The 15,762-nt window shown below is 68.0% G+C and carries 17 protein-coding genes and 1 riboswitch; of the genes, 14 read left to right on the top strand and 3 right to left on the bottom strand.

The features are described 5' to 3' along the window. Positions 1-23 precede the first annotated feature (23 nt). The 4 genes from sphst_RS01920 (at position 24) to sphst_RS01935 (ending at position 4,518) form a co-directional block, all read left to right on the top strand. Positions 24-941 (top strand): YbgF trimerization domain-containing protein, encoded by a 918-nt coding sequence (locus sphst_RS01920; protein ID WP_031396189.1) that lies wholly within the window; start codon positions 24-26, stop codon positions 939-941. Between the two features lie 31 nt (positions 942-972). Then, positions 973-1,992 carry a tRNA lysidine(34) synthetase TilS gene (gene tilS / locus sphst_RS01925; protein WP_107045070.1) on the top strand — a complete coding sequence of 340 codons (1,020 nt, stop codon included), beginning with the start codon at positions 973-975 and terminating at the stop codon, positions 1,990-1,992. A 104-nt stretch (positions 1,993-2,096) separates the two neighbouring features. Further along, positions 2,097-4,076 (top strand): ATP-dependent zinc metalloprotease FtsH, encoded by a 1,980-nt coding sequence (ftsH, locus tag sphst_RS01930; RefSeq protein ID WP_031396187.1) that lies wholly within the window; start codon positions 2,097-2,099, stop codon positions 4,074-4,076. Positions 4,077-4,140: 64 nt separating this feature from the next. Beyond that, positions 4,141-4,518, top strand: a complete 378-nt coding sequence (locus tag sphst_RS01935) for a hypothetical protein (RefSeq protein ID WP_234387258.1) — start codon at positions 4,141-4,143, stop codon at positions 4,516-4,518. A 65-nt stretch (positions 4,519-4,583) separates the two neighbouring features. On the opposite strand, the gene sphst_RS01940 is transcribed toward sphst_RS01935, so the two are convergent. Beyond that, on the bottom strand, positions 4,584-5,657 hold the full coding sequence (locus sphst_RS01940) for a DUF3667 domain-containing protein (protein ID WP_234387259.1): 1,074 nt from the start codon (positions 5,655-5,657) through the stop codon (positions 4,584-4,586). Between the two features lie 74 nt (positions 5,658-5,731). On the opposite strand from sphst_RS01940, the gene sphst_RS01945 reads away from it, so the two are divergent. The 10 genes from sphst_RS01945 (at position 5,732) to sphst_RS01990 (ending at position 13,664) form a co-directional block, all read left to right on the top strand. Further along, entirely contained in the window at positions 5,732-7,006 is a 1,275-nt protein-coding gene (locus sphst_RS01945; RefSeq protein ID WP_107045071.1) for a glutamate-5-semialdehyde dehydrogenase, read from the top strand. A 33-nt stretch (positions 7,007-7,039) separates the two neighbouring features. Continuing rightward, positions 7,040-7,642, top strand: a complete 603-nt coding sequence (locus sphst_RS01950) for a nicotinate-nucleotide adenylyltransferase (protein WP_031395981.1) — start codon at positions 7,040-7,042, stop codon at positions 7,640-7,642. 13 nt (positions 7,643-7,655) lie between these two features. Further along, positions 7,656-8,069 carry a ribosome silencing factor gene (rsfS, locus tag sphst_RS01955; protein ID WP_031395980.1) on the top strand — a complete coding sequence of 138 codons (414 nt, stop codon included), beginning with the start codon at positions 7,656-7,658 and terminating at the stop codon, positions 8,067-8,069. 16 nt (positions 8,070-8,085) lie between these two features. Continuing rightward, a complete protein-coding gene (locus sphst_RS01960; RefSeq protein WP_031395979.1) occupies positions 8,086-8,508 on the top strand; it encodes a 23S rRNA (pseudouridine(1915)-N(3))-methyltransferase RlmH in 423 nt (140 codons plus the stop codon). 2 nt (positions 8,509-8,510) lie between these two features. Further along, positions 8,511-9,698, top strand: a complete 1,188-nt coding sequence (locus tag sphst_RS01965; RefSeq protein WP_234387260.1) for a murein hydrolase activator EnvC family protein — start codon at positions 8,511-8,513, stop codon at positions 9,696-9,698. 112 nt (positions 9,699-9,810) lie between these two features. After that, positions 9,811-11,145 carry a S41 family peptidase gene (locus tag sphst_RS01970; RefSeq protein WP_107045072.1) on the top strand — a complete coding sequence of 445 codons (1,335 nt, stop codon included), beginning with the start codon at positions 9,811-9,813 and terminating at the stop codon, positions 11,143-11,145. Between the two features lie 20 nt (positions 11,146-11,165). Continuing rightward, complete coding sequence (locus sphst_RS01975; RefSeq protein WP_031395676.1) at positions 11,166-11,648, top strand: disulfide bond formation protein B; 483 nt, start codon at positions 11,166-11,168, stop codon at positions 11,646-11,648. Continuing rightward, on the top strand, positions 11,645-12,217 hold the full coding sequence (locus sphst_RS01980) for a demethoxyubiquinone hydroxylase family protein (RefSeq protein ID WP_051916568.1): 573 nt from the start codon (positions 11,645-11,647) through the stop codon (positions 12,215-12,217). Before sphst_RS01975 ends, sphst_RS01980 begins: the two co-directional genes overlap by 4 nt. A 113-nt stretch (positions 12,218-12,330) precedes the next feature. Beyond that, positions 12,331-12,798, top strand: coding sequence for a hypothetical protein (locus sphst_RS01985; RefSeq protein ID WP_031395678.1), 468 nt, complete (start codon positions 12,331-12,333; stop codon positions 12,796-12,798). 77 nt (positions 12,799-12,875) lie between these two features. Next, positions 12,876-12,953, top strand: a riboswitch (ZMP/ZTP riboswitch). An 18-nt stretch (positions 12,954-12,971) separates the two neighbouring features. After that, a complete protein-coding gene (locus sphst_RS01990) occupies positions 12,972-13,664 on the top strand; it encodes a DJ-1/PfpI family protein (RefSeq protein WP_031395679.1) in 693 nt (230 codons plus the stop codon). On the opposite strand, the gene sphst_RS01995 is transcribed toward sphst_RS01990, so the two are convergent. Together sphst_RS01995 and sphst_RS02000 are read right to left on the bottom strand one after the other, a co-directional pair. Then, positions 13,655-14,287, bottom strand: coding sequence for a DedA family protein (locus sphst_RS01995; RefSeq protein WP_031395680.1), 633 nt, complete (start codon positions 14,285-14,287; stop codon positions 13,655-13,657). The genes sphst_RS01990 and sphst_RS01995 overlap by 10 nt on opposite strands. A 53-nt stretch (positions 14,288-14,340) precedes the next feature. Next, positions 14,341-15,741, bottom strand: a complete 1,401-nt coding sequence (locus tag sphst_RS02000) for a UdgX family uracil-DNA binding protein (protein WP_107045073.1) — start codon at positions 15,739-15,741, stop codon at positions 14,341-14,343. Positions 15,742-15,762 lie beyond the last annotated feature (21 nt).

Consider the following 15,762-nt stretch of genomic DNA (forward strand, 5'->3'; position numbering starts at 1 on the left):
CAGTGCCCCGGGGGGTATAGCCCATGCATAAATCCATCATCGTCGGCATCCTGCTTGCCGGTGCATCGCTGCCCGTCGCGGCATCCGCACAGTCGAACGTCGAAGGTCGTGTCGGCAAGCTCGAAAGCGAGATGCGCGCGGTCCAGCGCAAGGTGTTCCCGGGCGGGGCCGGGCAGCTGCTGCAGCCCGAGGTGACGGGGCCGCAGACGACCGCAGGCCCCGGTCCCGGCACGCCCGCCACCAGCGCGGTCGCCGATCTCGCGCAGCGCGTGACCTCGCTCGAACAGCAGATCGCGTCGATGACTGGGCAGGTCGAGCAGACCGAGTACAAGATCCGCCAGCTGCAGGAGCAGTTCGACGCGTATCGGCGTGCGACCGACGACCGGATGAAGCTGATCGAGGCCGCCCGGACGAACGTTGCGCCCGGTGCAGCCGGATCGGCCATCGAGGGCACAGGTGGTCCGGACGAGGACGCCGGGCCGCCGGCGCGGCCATCGGGGGCCACCGCCGCTGCGCGGCCAGCAAACGCAGTCGAGAAGCCGTCGACCGGCAATCCGGCCGAGGATGAGTATCTCTACGGCTATCGGCTGTGGGCGGCCAAGAGCTATGCCGAGGCGCAGACGCAGCTGAAGAAGGTGGTCGCGACCTATCCGAAGGACCGGCGCGCGAGCTATGCACAGAATCTGCTCGGCCGCGCCTATCTCGACGAGGGCAAGCCGAGCCTCGCGTCGATGGCATTCTACGACAATTACAAGAAGATGCCCGATGGTGAGCGGGCGTCCGAAAGCCTCTATTATCTCGGCCAGTCGCTGACCAAGCTGAACAAGTCCGCCGATGCGTGCAAGGTGTATGACGAGCTCAACGACGTCTATGGCGCCAAGCTCTCACGCGACATGACCGCCAAGGTCGCTGCCGGACGCGCCGCCGCCAAATGCAAGTAAGCGTGCATCGCGGCGTGTGGTGGCCAGCAGGATGAGCGATCCTGTCCTCACCGAGGAGGCCCAGCGTTTTGCAGCGGAGGTCGCAAAGCTTGGCGCGGGGCTGACATCGCCCGTGCTCGCGGTGTCGGGCGGACCCGACAGCATGGCGATGCTGACGCTCGCGCAGGAATCGCTCGGGACCGATTTTACCGTGGCCAGCGTCGATCATCGTCTGCGCCCCGAAGCCGCGGGCGAATCGGCGATGGTGGCGGCACATTGCGCGACGTTCGGCATCCGCCACGCGACGCTGGCGCCGACCGAGCCGATCACCGGGGCGAGCATCCAGGCGCAGGCGCGCGGCGTCCGATATGCGCTGCTCGCCGATCATGCGCGCGCGATCGGTGCGGGATGCGTGCTCACCGCGCACCACGCCGACGACCAGGCCGAGACGTTCCTGATGCGAGCCGCGCGCGGATCGGGACTGGCGGGGCTGGCGGGCGTGCGCGCCCGGACCGAGGTCGCGGGCATCCCCGTCATCCGGCCGCTGCTCGACTGGCGCCGGGCGGAGCTTCGCGCGATCGTCCGCCGCGCCGAGGTGCCGTTTTTCGACGATCCGTCGAACCACGACGATCGGCATGACCGCACGCGGTTTCGTCGGCTGCTCGGCGCGAACGAATGGCTAGGCACGCCCAATCTGGCGCGCGCGGCTGCGGCACTGGCGGAGGCGGATGCCGATGTCCGCGCGGCGGTCGAATGGCTCTGGGCCGACCGCGCGAAGGTCGCGGCGGGCGAGGTCCGGCTGACCGTCGGCGACGTGCCGCGCGAGTTGTTGCGCCGGATGGTCCGGCGCGCGATTGGCGTGGTGCGCGATGCGGTCACGGACGCCGCCCGCGACGGTGCCGGGCAGGACGCGGCCGCCACGATCGAGGGCGACTGGAGCGCGGCGGTCAATATCGAACGGCTGCTCGATGCGCTGATCGCGGGCAAGCGCGCGACTCAGGCGGGGGTGATCGCATCGCCCCGCGCGGGCGTCTGGCGCTTCCGCCCCGCGCCGCCGCGTCGCTCGGGGTAGATTCGTCCCGCGCGGACACATTGATTGCTGCCAAGTCGCGGCTTGTTCCATTGCCATTAACCTGCGCGCGCTTATCTTGTAGGTTCGAAAGGTATCCGGCACCCATGAACGACAATGACAATCGAGGGGACAACCGCGGCAACAAGCCACAGGGCCCCGAAAATGGCAGCCCGTGGATGAAGAGCCTGCTCATATGGGTCGGCATTCTCGTCGCGCTGGCGCTGTTCGTGACCATGTTCGATGGCCGCACCGCGACCTCGAGCGGCAACACGATCGCCTATTCGGCGTTCCTCGACAAGGTCGACGAGGGCACCGTCAAGGACGTGAACATCTCGCGCGACATCATCTCGGGTACGTTGTCGAGCGGCGAGAAGTTCAAGGCCTATCCGATCCAGGACGCGACGCTGGTTCCCAAGCTGCGCGAAAAGGGCGTGGCGATCAGCGCGAAGCCTGAGGAAGGGCCGTCGATGCTGGCGCTGCTCCTCTATCAGTCGCTGCCGTTCCTGCTGTTCCTCGGCATCGCGTTTTTCGTCCTGAAGCAGATGCAGAAGAATTCCGGCTCTGGCGCGATGGGCTTCGGCAAGAGCCGCGCGAAGATGCTGACGCAGAAGGAAGGCAAGGTCACCTTTGCCGACGTCGCGGGCATCGACGAGGCGCGTGAGGAACTGGAAGAGATCGTCGAGTTCCTGAAGGATCCGACCAAGTTCGCCCGCCTCGGCGGCAAGATCCCCAAGGGCGCATTGCTGGTCGGCTCGCCGGGTACCGGCAAGACGCTGCTCGCCCGCGCGATCGCTGGCGAGGCGGGTGTGCCGTTCTTCACGATCTCGGGTTCCGATTTCGTCGAGATGTTCGTCGGCGTCGGCGCGAGCCGCGTGCGCGACATGTTCGAGCAGGCCAAGAAGTCCGCGCCGTGCATCGTCTTCATCGACGAGATCGATGCGGTCGGTCGTCATCGTGGCGCCGGTCTCGGTAACGGCAATGACGAGCGCGAGCAGACGCTGAACCAGTTGTTGGTCGAGATGGACGGCTTCGAGGCGAACGAAGGCATCATCATCATCGCCGCGACCAACCGTCCCGATGTGCTCGATCCCGCACTGCTGCGTCCGGGCCGCTTCGATCGTCAGGTCGTCGTGCCCCGCCCGGATATCGAGGGCCGGATCAAGATCCTCGAAGTGCACATGAAGAAGGTGCCGCTGGCACCGGACGTCGATGCCCGCGTCATTGCGCGCGGTACGCCGGGCTTCTCGGGCGCGGATCTCGCCAACCTCGTCAACGAGGCGGCGCTGCATGCGGCGCGCAAGGGCAAGCGCCTGGTGGCGATGGCCGAGTTCGAGGAGGCCAAGGACAAGGTCATGATGGGCGCTGAGCGTCGCTCCATGGTCATGACCGACGACGAGAAGCGGATGACCGCCTATCACGAGGCCGGCCATGCCGTCGTCGCGATGCACGAGGCCGCGTCGGATCCGATCCACAAGGCGACGATCATTCCGCGCGGTCGTGCGCTGGGCATGGTCATGCGTCTGCCCGAGCGTGACAGCTACAGCTATCACCGCGACAAGATGTATGCGAACCTTGCGGTATCGATGGGCGGCCGCGTCGCCGAGGAAGTCATCTTCGGCTACGACAAGGTCTCGTCGGGCGCGAGCGGCGACATCCAGTACGCCACGGGTTTGGCGCGCGACATGGTCACGCGCTGGGGCATGTCGGACAAGGTCGGGCCGCTCGAATATGGCGAGCCCGAGGGTGAATCGTTCCTCGGTTACTCGTCGAGCCGTCCGTCGCGCATGTCGAACCAGACCGCGCAGCTGATCGACGACGAGATCAAGCGGATCGTCGAAGGCGGTCTCGACCGCGCCAAGCAGGTGCTGAGCGATCATGTCGACCAGCTCCACACGGTTGCGGGCGCGCTGCTCGAATATGAGACGCTGACGGGTGACGAGATCAAGCAGCTGATCGCGGGCGAAGATCTCGACCGGCCGGATCCGGGTGCGAAGGCTAGCCTCGTACCAAAGGCGGGGACGTCGATCCCCAAGACCCGGCGACCCAATGGGCCGTTCGGAACGCCGACCCCGCTAGGCGCCTGATCCGGTTCAGCGGCTAGTCAGCTAAATGCCTCCATGGGCGGTCTTTTCTTCGGAAAGGCCGCCCATGTCGTATGTGCTTCCCAAGGCCGTGATCGCGGCGATACTCGTGGGTGGGATGGCGGTGCCCGCGTCCGCGGCGATGACCGTGGGGACGTTTCTCGCCCGCGCCAATGCGCTCCGCGACCAGGGGCCAATGGCATTGATGTCGCCCGACTTCCCGGCACTGAAGGCGGAGGCGAAGGCCGCGACGACGCAGTTGAAGGCCGAGGGGGCGGCACGTGCGGCGGCAGGCAAGCCGCCGATCGCCTGCGTCCCCGAGGGCGAGTCGGTGGGAATCATGGACATGCTCGACGGCCTGTCGGATTTGCCGGCGAGTTATCAGAAGCGGCCGTTGAAGGACGGCTATGCGCGCGTGCTGGCAAACTTATACCCGTGTCGGTGAGCGAGTGAGCCGGACGCGGGGAGGGGCTCATCGAGGCGAAGCCGAGCAACCGCTGGCGGCCAGGTCTACTCCGTCAGACCGCGCAGCAGGATCAGCACGACGAACGCGATCAGCACGGTGAACGCGAAGGTGAGCAGCGCGATGGTACGCCAGCCCGCAGAAACCTTGCCGAGCGTATAGGCGCCGCGAAGCTGCGCGAACATGTGGGCCGGCGGGACGAGCAACGCCGCCATGACGATCCACCCGCTTGCCAGCCCCGCCATGCCGCCGAGCATCAGCGCGATCACCAGCAGCATCATGAACGCCAGCGAATAGGTCACGAAGATCGCGTGGTCGTAGAGATGGTGCTTGCGGCGCCACAGGAACAGCAGCGCCATGAACGGCACCGACAGCGGGATCAGCCCCCAGCTATATTTATACGCGCTCGACTGGAGCTTGTAGATCATCAGCCCGGGATTCGCGTTCGCCTTGGCGATGCCGCGGTCGAGCAGTGGCCAGCCGGTCTTCTTCACGTCGGTGAAGGTGAAGTCGTCCGTGTCGCGTCTGGCCGTGCCGCTTGCGCTCGTCAGCGCGCGGATGCTGCCGCGCAGGACGAGTGCCTGCGTATCGAGATCGGCGGTCGACTGACCTGTGCGCACCGCGATCGCGCGGTCCCGCTCGATGCGGGCAAGGTCGCCACGGGCCTCGTCCAGCCCGCGTGCGAGTTCGGCGCGGTCGCGCGTCGTGGGGGCGGCGATCTGCTCGGTTATCTCGCCACCGACCACACCGATCGTCGCGAACATCAGGAAGACGGTGAACAGGAACAGCGCGAGCGGCGAGACGAACCGCGCGCGCTCGCCGTTGACGTAGCGCCGGGTGAGTGTGCCGGGATGCAGGACGAGCAGCGGCAGCGTGCGCCAGATCTTGCCCTCGAAATGGAACACGCCATGCGCAATCTCATGCCCGATCGCGCCGAGCGACCGGTGGACATGCGCGGCCTGACCACAGGCATGGCAGTGCGCGCCGATCAGCGCGGTGCCGCAATTGAGACAGAGCGCGCCCGTTGCATGCGTCCTGCCGATTGCGGTCGATTCGCCAGCACATGGTTCGAACGCGCGTCCGACCAATGCCCCCGTGGCGATGTCCGCCGTTGCCCCCATGTCCCCGTTCATAACGCAAGCGTAACGCAGCCCGGGCGTTGGCGCGAGTCGGTTTGGCGTGATAGTCGGATGGCATGACCGACCTTCCCGACGCCGAGACGCACCCTGAAACCCTGATCGCCGACATGGGCGCGCGCGCGCGTGTCGCATCAGGCGTTCTCGCGGCGCTGCCGACTCCGCGCAAGGCCGCAGGCCTGGTGTCTGCGGCGGCGGCACTACGCGACGCGGCGGCGACGATCGAGGCGGCGAACCGCGAGGATATGGCGCGCGCGGCCGCCGCGGGGTTGTCGGGGGCGCTGCTCGATCGGTTGCGGCTCGATCCCGGGCGGATCGCGGCGATGGCGGACGGCGTCGCCGCGGTCGCCGCGCTGGCCGATCCGGTCGGCCAGATCATGGATTCGCGCGCGCGTCCCAATGGCCTCGTCCTCAGCCGGGTCCGCGTACCGATCGGCGTGATCGGCATCATCTATGAAAGCCGGCCCAACGTGACCGCTGACGCTGCCGCGTTGTGCGTGATGGCAGGCAATGCCGCGATCCTGCGCGGCGGATCGGAAGCCGTCGCAAGCAATCGCGCGATTCACGCCGCGTTGATCGAGGGCCTCGCCGTGGGCGGGGTCCCCGCAGACGCGGTGCAGCTGGTCCCGACCACCGACCGCGCGGCGGTGGGGGCGATGCTCACGGCGGACGGCGCGATCGACCTGATCATCCCGCGCGGCGGCAAGAGCCTGGTCGCGCGCGTCCAGGCCGAGGCGCGCGTGCCGGTGCTCGCGCATCTCGACGGGATCAATCATGTCTATGTCGATGCATCCGCCGATCCCGCGATGGCGGCGGCGGTGGTGGTCGATGCGAAGATGCGCCGGACCGGCATTTGCGGCGCGATGGAGACGCTGCTGATCGACCGCGGCTATGATGGCGCGGCGTCGTTGATCCGCCATCTGGCCGATACAGGCTGTGTCGTGCGGGGCGATGCGGCTGCGATCGCGCTGGTGCCCGAAATCGCGGCGGCGGACGCGGCGGACTGGGATACCGAATATCTCGACGCGATCGCCGCGGTCGCGATCGTCGACGGACTGGACGGCGCGGTCGCGCATATCGCGCGGCACGGGTCGCACCATACCGATGCGATCGTCGCGGCCGATGCGGACGTCGCCGAGCGGTTTCTCGCGCAGGTCGACAGCGCGATCGTGCTGTGGAACGCCTCGACCCAGTTTGCCGATGGCGGCGAATTCGGGCTGGGTGCGGAGATCGGCATCGCCACCGGTCGGCTCCACGCGCGCGGCCCGGTCGCGCTGGAGGGGCTGACGACCTACAAGTGGATCGGACGCGGCACGGGGCAGGTGCGCGGGTGAGGTGTCGGGCCGATCGGCGTCGCGCGTGACGCCATGACCCGCATCGGTATTCTCGGCGGTTCGTTCAACCCGGCACACCGGGGGCACCGCGCGATCACGCTTTCGGCGATCGAGGCGCTCGCGCTCGACGAGGCGTGGTGGCTCGTCTCGCCGGGCAATCCGCTGAAAGAGGCGGCGCGCGACATGGCGCCGCTGGCGGCGCGGCTCGCCTCTGCCCGGCGGATGGCGCGGCGCGCCCCGATCCGCGCCACCGATATCGAGACCCGGCTGCACACCCGCTATACGCTCGACACGATCCGCAAGCTCAGGCGGCGCCATCCGAAGATCCGCTTCATCTGGCTGATGGGCGCGGACAATCTCGCCGACTTCCACCGGTGGAAGAACTGGCGCGCGATCGCCCGCGAGGTTCCGATTGCGGTAATCGCTCGGCCGGGATATGACGGGCGCGCCCTCGCGGCCCCCGCGATGGGTTGGCTGCGGCGCTTCCGACGGCGCACAGACCATGCGAAGAGCTGGACGACGTGGAGATTGCCGGCCCTTGTGCTGTTGCGCTTCCGACCCGACCCGACCTCCGCAACCGGCCTGCGCGCCGAAAATCCCGACTGGTTCCAGCATGTTGCCGGGCCGGTAACCTGACCCAGGAGCTGACTTGGCCACTTCCCCTACTGCCCCTCGCGCGACCGACCCCGAAGAGGTTGAGGCGCTGCATCGCCTGATCCTCGCGTCGCTCGACGACGACCAGGCGGTCGAGACCATCTCGATCCCGCTCGCGGGCAAGACGAGCATCGCCGATTACATGGTGATCGCCAGCGGCCGTTCGACCCGCCAGGTTGCCTCGATGGCACAGAAGCTGGCCGAGCGTATCAAGGCCGAGTTCAAGCGTCCGGTGAAGATCGAGGGGCTGCCGACCGCGGACTGGGTCCTGATCGACGCCACCGACATCATCGTCCACCTATTCCGCCCCGAAGTTCGCAGCTTCTACAATCTCGAGCGGATGTGGGCGTTCGGCGATGCGCCGACGCCACCGACCGCTCCGTTCGCCGACCTGTCCGACCAAGACTGATCCGGGTGCGCGGGCGATGCTGCTGCATATCGTCGCCCGCGGCCGGATCGGGCGATCGCCCGAAGCCGAACTCGTTGATCGCTATCTGAAGCGGATCGCCTGGCCGACCAAGGTGTCCGAGCTTCCCGACACCGGGGGGCGGATTCCCCCGGTCGGCGACCAGACCCGGCGGATCCTGCTCGACGAAAAGGGCGACGTGCTGTCGTCCATGGCGTTCGCGCGCGTGCTCGAGCGGTGGCGTGACGACGGCGTGCGCGAGGCCCGGTTCATGATCGGTGCGGCCGACGGGTTCGACGACGCCGCGCGCGACGAGGCCGACCTGCTGGTCTCCTTCGGCCGCGCGACCTGGCCGCATCTGCTGGCCCGGGCGATGCTCGCCGAACAGCTCTTCCGTGCGACGAGCATCCTGGCCAACCACCCGTATCACCGCGAAGGCTGATCGTGCGGATCACCGCGTCATCGCGCCTGTCATCGGCGGTGCTGTTGCTGTTCGCGGCAGTCGCCCTTGGTCTTGCCGCCACCCCGCGCGCGAGTGCGGCGGCGACACCGCAGCAGCGACTGATCGAGGCGAGACGCGGCGCGCGGATCGCGGCGATACGCGCCGAGCGTCTGGCCGCCGCCGCGTCGCAGGAGCGCGACGCTGCCGAGCGCGCCAAGGCCGAGGCGCGCGCGATGGCCGCAAGGATCGACGCGACCCGCGCCGATATCGCCGCCGCGCGAATCCGCCTCGCGATCCTCGAACAGCTGCTCACCGAACAGCGCGCGGCCCTGGGCGTCGTCCAGTCGCCGATCGCGCGGTTGCTGGCGGCGCTGCAATCGCTCGCGCGGCGGCCGACGATCGTCGCGGTCGCGCAGCCCGGATCGGTCGACGATCTCGTCCATGTGCGTGCGGTTCTGGGTACCGCCCTGCCTGCGGTCCGGCTGCGGGCCGACGCGGTGCGCACCGCGCTCCGGCGGACCCGGCGCCTGCAGACGGGCGCAGCGCAGGCGGCACGCGCGCTGCGTGACGGACGGATCCGGCTCGAGGCACAACGCGTCGCGCTCGCCAAACTCGAAGCGACGCATCGCCGTCGCAGCCAGGCACTGGGGCGCGGCGCGATCGGCGAATCCGATCGCGCGATCGCGCTGGGCGAGCGCGCGCGCGACCTCGTCGACAGCCTCGCCGAGTCGGGCAGTGCAGAGGCGACTGCGCTCGACCTGGCGGCGCTGGCGGGGCCGATGCCGCGCCCGCTTGCCCCCGGCAGCATCCCCGCGGCCCGTGTCCGCGGTGCCTATCGCCTGCCCGTACGCGGTCGGCTCGTCACCGGCTTCGACGCGGTGTCCGATGTGGGCGTGCGATCGCGCGGGCTGACCTTTGCGGTCGCGCCGGACGCGCGCGTGGTCGCGCCGGCGGCGGGCATCGTCCGTTACGCGCGTGCGTTTCGCGGTTATGGCCGGATCGTGATCCTCGATCATGGCGATGGCTGGACGACGCTGTTGACCGGGCTTGCCGACACCGGGGTGAAACCGGGCGTCCGCGTCGCCGCCGGATCGCGGATCGGCACCGCGCCGGGGGGCGAGGATCCGCTGATCACGGTCGAGCTTCGGCGGCGCGGGCGACCCGTCGACGCGGCCGCATTGATCGGCTAATCAACCAAGAACCGGTCGGGCGTCCATTCGCCAGACCGCGAAGACCGTCGCGGCTTTGCTCCGCGCGCACTATACCGCTACGCTGTGCCTTCCCCCGGTTTCAGGACCTTAGATGCCACGTCCGATCCTTACCGCTACCGCCATCCTCGGCGCACTGACCCTCGTGCCGCTGGCCACCTCGGCGATGGCGGCGGTCGATACCGACACGTATCGCGAGTTCGACCAGTTTCTCGACGTCTTCAACCGCGTGAAGGCGGAATATGTCGACAAGGTCGATGACAAGACGCTGATCAAGGGCGCGATCCAGGGGATGCTCGCAAGCCTCGACCCGCATTCGAGCTATGTCGATGCGCTGGATTACGAGAATCTGCGGATCATGACCGAGGGCAATTATGGCGGCCTCGGCCTGACGGTGCAGATGGAGGACGGCGCGATCAAGGTCGTCACCCCGCAGGAGGATTCTCCTGCGGCGCGCGCGGGCGTCAAGTCGGGCGATTACATCACGCATATCAACGGCAAGCTGATCTACGGCGATTCGCTCGACGAGGCGGTCGCGCAGATGCGCGGCAAGCCCGGTAGCAAGATCACGCTGGGGCTCGTCCGGCCGGGCCGCGACAAGCCGCTCGACGTGTCGATGCTGCGCGAGATCATCGTTCAGAAGCCGGTGAAATGGGAAGTCCGCGGCGATGTCGGTTATATCAACATCAACACCTTCAGCGAGAATACCGGCGCGGACACGCGCGCGGCGATCATGGCGATCGACAAGTCGCTGGGGCATCGTCCGCTCGGCTATGTCGTCGATCTGCGCCAGAATGGCGGCGGGCTGCTGACCCAGGCGATCGCGGTCAGCGACGCGTTCCTCGATCACGGTGAGATCGTGTCGCAGCGCGGCCGCGAGAAGACGGATATCGAGCGCTACTACGCCAAGCCCGGCGACGACGCGCATGGCCTGCCGGTCGTCGTGCTGACCGATTCGGGGACCGCGTCGGCCTCCGAGATCGTCGCGGGCGCGCTGCAGGACCACCACCGCGCGCTGATCATGGGCGAGCGCACCTTCGGCAAGGGATCGGTCCAGACCGTGCTCCAGCTCGGCCCCGAGACCGCGCTGCGCCTGACGACCGCGCGCTACTTCACGCCGTCGGGCCGGTCGGTGCAGGAGGGCGGGATCGAACCCGATATTCGCGTGCCGCAGATCAGCGATCCCGATCACAAGGCGCGCCCGGTGTTCCGCGAGGCCGACCTGCGTCGTCACCTGATCAACGAGGTGAAGGCCGACAATGCCGTGCTCGAGGAAGATACCAAGGACGATCCGCGCTTCTCGGCGACGCCAGAGTCGCTGAAGAAGCAGGGGGTCGAGGACTTCCAGCTTTATTATGCGCTGAAGACGGTCGCCCGGCTCGGCGGCGCCGCGCAGGTCGCCGCCGCGACCAAGGCACCCGTCAAGTGAGCGTACGCCGCGGGCTGGGGATGACCAAGAACGAGGAGATCGCCCGGTCGATCGCGCTCGTGCTGCCGCTGCTGCTGTTGCTGGGGGCGCTCGGGTCGCAATATCTTGGCGGGCTCTATCCGTGCGAGATGTGCCATTGGCAGCGCTGGCCGCATTATTCGGCGGTGTTGCTCGCGGCGGCGACGTTCGTGGTGCCGCAGCGCTCGCTGCGCGCCTCGCTGGTACTCGTCGCGGCGTTGCTGATCGGGATCAGCGGCGCGATCGGGCTGTTCCATGCCGGGGTCGAATATCACTGGTGGAACGGCATCACCGCCTGCACCACGACGGTGTCGATGGCGGGCACGACGCCGGCCGAACGGCTCGCCGCGATCATGAACGCGCCGATGGTGCGCTGTGATTCGGCGCAGTGGTCGCTGGCGGGGATTTCGCTCGCCGGGTTCAACGCGATCTTTTCCCTGGGCGGCGCGATCACCATCTTCGTGCTGATGAGGAAGACACGATGACCACCGCGACCCCGATCCCGACCGTCCCGCGCGGCACCGGCTGGAAGCCGGGCGATCGCAAGCATCCGAGCGAGGCGATGGTCCGCGTCGACCAGGCCGGCGAATATGGCGCGATCCGCATCTATGCAGGGCAGCTCGCGGTGCTGGGCGACCGGCATCCGTCGTCGCGCCTGATCCATCACATGGCGCAGCAGGAGGAACGCCACCGCGCGTTCTTCGACCGGATGATCGTCGAGCGGCGTGTGCGGCCGACCGTGCTGCAGCCGATCTGGAAGGTCGCGGGCTTCGCGCTTGGCGCGGTCACGGCCGCGATCAGCCCGCGTGCCGCGATGGCCTGCACCGCGGCGGTCGAGACCGAGATCGACAAGCATTATGCCGAGCAACTCGCCGCGCTGGGCGACAGCGATCCCGAACTGAGCGCCGCGATCCTCGATTTCCAAGCCGAGGAGCTCGAGCACAAGGCGACCGCGATCGCTGCCGGGGCGGAGGAAACCCCCGGCTATCCGGTGATGAGCGCGTTGATCCGGCTGGGGTGCAAGGTCGCGATCGCGACCGCAAAACGGATCTGACCGCGGCGCCGGCCGTTGAGACTGAAACGCGTGGCGTTGCGGCGTTCAGCCTAGGGCCACCGACGATCGCCGATCCTGTCGGCCAACAGATACGGATTATGGGAGTGGTGCGTATGAGGATGATGATGGCGGCGGCCTTGCTGGTCTCCAGCCCGGTGGCGGCGCAGACGGTGACGTCGGGTGCGGCAATCCCGGCCAAGCCCGGTGCCCCCGCAGCCAAGCCCGCCTCCGCGCCGGGCGAGGTGTCGCGCAGCGCCCCGGTCAACGGCGTGCTCACGCTGTTCGGCAACGAGCGCTGCCCGACCAATGCACAGGGCGAGGAAATCGTCATCTGCGTGCGTCGCAGCGCGCAGGAGCAATATCGCGTCCCCAAGGAATTGCGCGAGTTCGCCGTGACGCCCGAAAATGAGAGCTGGGCGGCCAAGGCGCAGGGCACGCTCGGCACCGGTGTCGGCGCGAACAGCATCGGCAGCTGTTCGACCGTCGGGCCGGGCGGCGCAACCGGATGCTTCGGGCAACGCGTTCGCGAAGCGCGCCGCGAAAACAAGGAGCGCGCAGCCGAGGTGCCCATTCTCCCCTAGGCTGTCGCGACCGGTTTGCGTTCAGCGCGCGAACCCGTCGATGCTGTTGCGTCGTCGAAGACAACCGCATAGCGTTGGCGCGTCCGCGTGACTGGCGCCGAGTGGATCACCACGGGGAAGCGCGGACGGTTCCGCCGCGCGCCTGGGCAGCCCCTCTAGACGGAGCTTGTGCCATGCGCGACCCTTTTCGTATCGCCTTCCTGTTGTTTCCCAACGTCACCCAGCTCGACCTTACCGGTCCTGCCCAGATCCTGTCGCGGCTTGGCGAGGCGCAGGTCGATCTCGTCTGGAAGACGCGCGATCCGGTGCCAACCGACGCCGGGTTTTCGATCCTTCCGACCGCGATCTTTGCCGAGGTGCCGTACGCGGACATCCTTTGCGTCCCGGGAGGCTTCGGACTCAACGACGTCATCGCCGACGACGAAGCGATGGCATGGGTGGGGGCCGTCGGGGCGGGCGCGACATGGGTCACCAGTGTCTGCACCGGCTCGTTGATCCTGGGTGCCGCGGGATTGCTCGACGGGTACCGCGCGGGGTGCCACTGGGCTCAGCGTGACATGTTGCCGCTCTTCGGTGCGATCCCCGTCGACGCGCGCACCGTGGTCGATCGGAACCGAGTCACCGGCGGCGGTGTGACGGCGGGCATCGACTTTGCGCTGACGCTGATCGCGCTGATCCGCGGCGAGGCGCATGCACGCATGGTGCAATTGGCGCTCGAATATGATCCCCAGCCACCGTTTGACAGGGGCTCACCCGCACAGGCCGGTCCGGAGATCGTCGCCGCGTACCAGCGCCGTGTGCAGGCGTTGGCACCGACGCGTGACGAAGACCTGCGCGCGCTTGCCCGGCGTCGTGGTTACGGGTGACGCTTCAGCCCGCGGACACGGTGCCAGATATAGAAGCCGACCAGCGCGATCAGGACGATGCCGATCAGCAGGTCCGCGCTGTGGAAGGCGGCCTTCACGCGCGGGTCGCTGTCCCATTTGTCGCCGAGCTTCATGCCGACCCATGCAAGCCCGAAGCACCACGGCCAGGAGCCGATGAAGGTGTAGAGGTGGAAGGGCACGAGCTTCATCCGCGCGACACCCGCCGGAAAGGCGATGAACGAGCGGATGACGGGGAGCAGGCGCCCGATCAGCACCGCCATGCTGCCCCAGCGCGCGAAGAACCGGTCTGCTGCATCGAGCTCGCCCGGGCCGATCAGGACATAGCGACCCCAGCGCTCGGCCATCGGTCGACCGCCACGCTTGCCGACCTCATAGGCGACGATCGAGCCGAGATTGCACCCGATCGCGCCCGCGGTGGCGGCGAGGTACAGGTCGAACCGGCCGGTCGACACCAGATAGCCGGCGAACGGCATGATGATCTCGGATGGAAGCGGAATACACGCGCTTTCGATCGCCATGAGGATCGCGATTCCGACATAGCCGCCGGACGAGATCACCCAGATCGTGAAGGTGGCCAGCACGGCCAGAATCTTTTCGAACATGGCGCGGGGATTTGCGCGATGCGGCGCGCGAAGGGAAGGGCCAATCGGTTCGCCTAGGCCAGCCGCGCGCCGGCCATCCGCAGATCCTCGACGAATCGCGCATATTCCTCGTCGGCCTGAACCTTGTCCGGCAGGCGCAGCAGGTAACTGGGATGGACGGTGATCCATGCCTCGCCGCCGCCGGGAAGCTGCAGCGCGCGGCCGCGTTCCTTGCCGATCGTCATCACCTTGCCGAACAGTGATCGCGCTGCGGTGGCGCCGAGCGCGACCGTCACCTTGGGCGCGACGAGCATCTGCTCTTGCTCGATCCACCACCGGCAGGCCTCGATCTCCCCGGCGCCGGGCTTGGCGTGGATGCGCCGCTTGCCGCGCTGTTCGAACTTGAAGTGCTTGACCGCGTTGGTGACATAGGCGCGGCTGCGGTCGAGTCCCGCCTCCGCCATCGCGCGGTCGAACATCTGACCGGCGGGGCCGACGAACGGCCGCCCGGCAAGATCCTCCTGGTCGCCCGGCTGTTCGCCGACGAACATCAGCGGCGCGTCGATCGGCCCCTCGCCGAACACGGTCTGGGTCGCGGGCTTGTAGAGCGGGCAGCGGGTACAGCCCGCGGCCTCGTCACGCAGCGCCTCCCAGGCGATCATGCTGTTGCCACCGACGACGTCGCGGGCGCGCTCGATCATGCCGCTCTCGCGCGCCTGTGCGGTGGCGATCATGCCGGGGACGAGATCGGTTTCGGGCATGTTCTTCCAATATTTGCGGGGCATTTCCTTCAACATCGCGCCGATCTTGACGCGCGCGGGGTTGAAGGTGCTGGCGTAATAGGTCTTCCAGACCTCTTCGGTCGGATCGCCCTCGGGTGCGTCGGTTTTCTTGGCGCCTGGCCCTTCGCTGAGCATCGTCCCGTCCCAGTGGATCGCGACCTCGGGGGTCAGGATCGACCAGCGCATGCTCGCGAAGCGATTGACGAAGAAGGCGGCGTTGGCGCGGACGATGTGGTGATCGGGTTCGAACCAGGCGACGAACCGGGTTTCGCCCTCCTCCTCGACCTCGCGGAAGCGCAGGAACGCGCGCATCTTGTGGATGTCGCGGCGGACGTCCTTCGCAATCCGGTCAAGCCGTCGCACGAGAGGATCGGCCCGATCCTCGATCAGCTTGGGTTCGCGGCGCAGGCGGTGGAGCAGCGTGTAGAGCAACGCGAACCGCTCCGGATCGCTGCCGAGGATGACGCTGCGGGCAAGATCAAGGAACGCGCGCGGGACCGAGACGGTCGCGGAGGCAGCCCGCGGCGCGGATGCTGCAGGAGGATCCGGTGGCACCGTCCCGAACAGGTCGGCGGGGGCACTGCCGACCTGCCACACGACATCGTCGGGTGGCACGTCACCGGCCATCAGGCCGCGCGCTGCATCGCGCCAGCCATCGAAATCGTCCGGTTCGGCAAGGGTTACGACGCGCATCGCCGGTTCTACGCCGGGTAG

Origin of the sequence: Sphingomonas sp. STIS6.2, assembly GCF_000732685.2 — a bacterium.
In the GTDB taxonomy this organism is placed as follows: domain Bacteria; phylum Pseudomonadota; class Alphaproteobacteria; order Sphingomonadales; family Sphingomonadaceae; genus Sphingomonas; species Sphingomonas aerolata.

Coding starts and splice junctions, on each gene's coding strand:
- sphst_RS01920 (WP_031396189.1), top strand. CDS start 24: ATGCATAAATCCATCATCGTCGGCATCCTGCTTGCCGGTGCATCGCTG.
- tilS (WP_107045070.1), top strand. CDS start 973: ATGAGCGATCCTGTCCTCACCGAGGAGGCCCAGCGTTTTGCAGCGGAG.
- ftsH (WP_031396187.1), top strand. CDS start 2,097: ATGAACGACAATGACAATCGAGGGGACAACCGCGGCAACAAGCCACAG.
- sphst_RS01935 (WP_234387258.1), top strand. CDS start 4,141: ATGTCGTATGTGCTTCCCAAGGCCGTGATCGCGGCGATACTCGTGGGT.
- sphst_RS01940 (WP_234387259.1), bottom strand. CDS start 5,657: ATGGGGGCAACGGCGGACATCGCCACGGGGGCATTGGTCGGACGCGCG.
- sphst_RS01945 (WP_107045071.1), top strand. CDS start 5,732: ATGACCGACCTTCCCGACGCCGAGACGCACCCTGAAACCCTGATCGCC.
- sphst_RS01950 (WP_031395981.1), top strand. CDS start 7,040: ATGACCCGCATCGGTATTCTCGGCGGTTCGTTCAACCCGGCACACCGG.
- sphst_RS01960 (WP_031395979.1), top strand. CDS start 8,086: ATGCTGCTGCATATCGTCGCCCGCGGCCGGATCGGGCGATCGCCCGAA.
- sphst_RS01970 (WP_107045072.1), top strand. CDS start 9,811: ATGCCACGTCCGATCCTTACCGCTACCGCCATCCTCGGCGCACTGACC.
- sphst_RS01975 (WP_031395676.1), top strand. CDS start 11,166: ATGACCAAGAACGAGGAGATCGCCCGGTCGATCGCGCTCGTGCTGCCG.
- sphst_RS01980 (WP_051916568.1), top strand. CDS start 11,645: ATGACCACCGCGACCCCGATCCCGACCGTCCCGCGCGGCACCGGCTGG.
- sphst_RS01985 (WP_031395678.1), top strand. CDS start 12,331: ATGAGGATGATGATGGCGGCGGCCTTGCTGGTCTCCAGCCCGGTGGCG.
- sphst_RS01990 (WP_031395679.1), top strand. CDS start 12,972: ATGCGCGACCCTTTTCGTATCGCCTTCCTGTTGTTTCCCAACGTCACC.
- sphst_RS01995 (WP_031395680.1), bottom strand. CDS start 14,287: ATGTTCGAAAAGATTCTGGCCGTGCTGGCCACCTTCACGATCTGGGTG.
- sphst_RS02000 (WP_107045073.1), bottom strand. CDS start 15,741: ATGCGCGTCGTAACCCTTGCCGAACCGGACGATTTCGATGGCTGGCGC.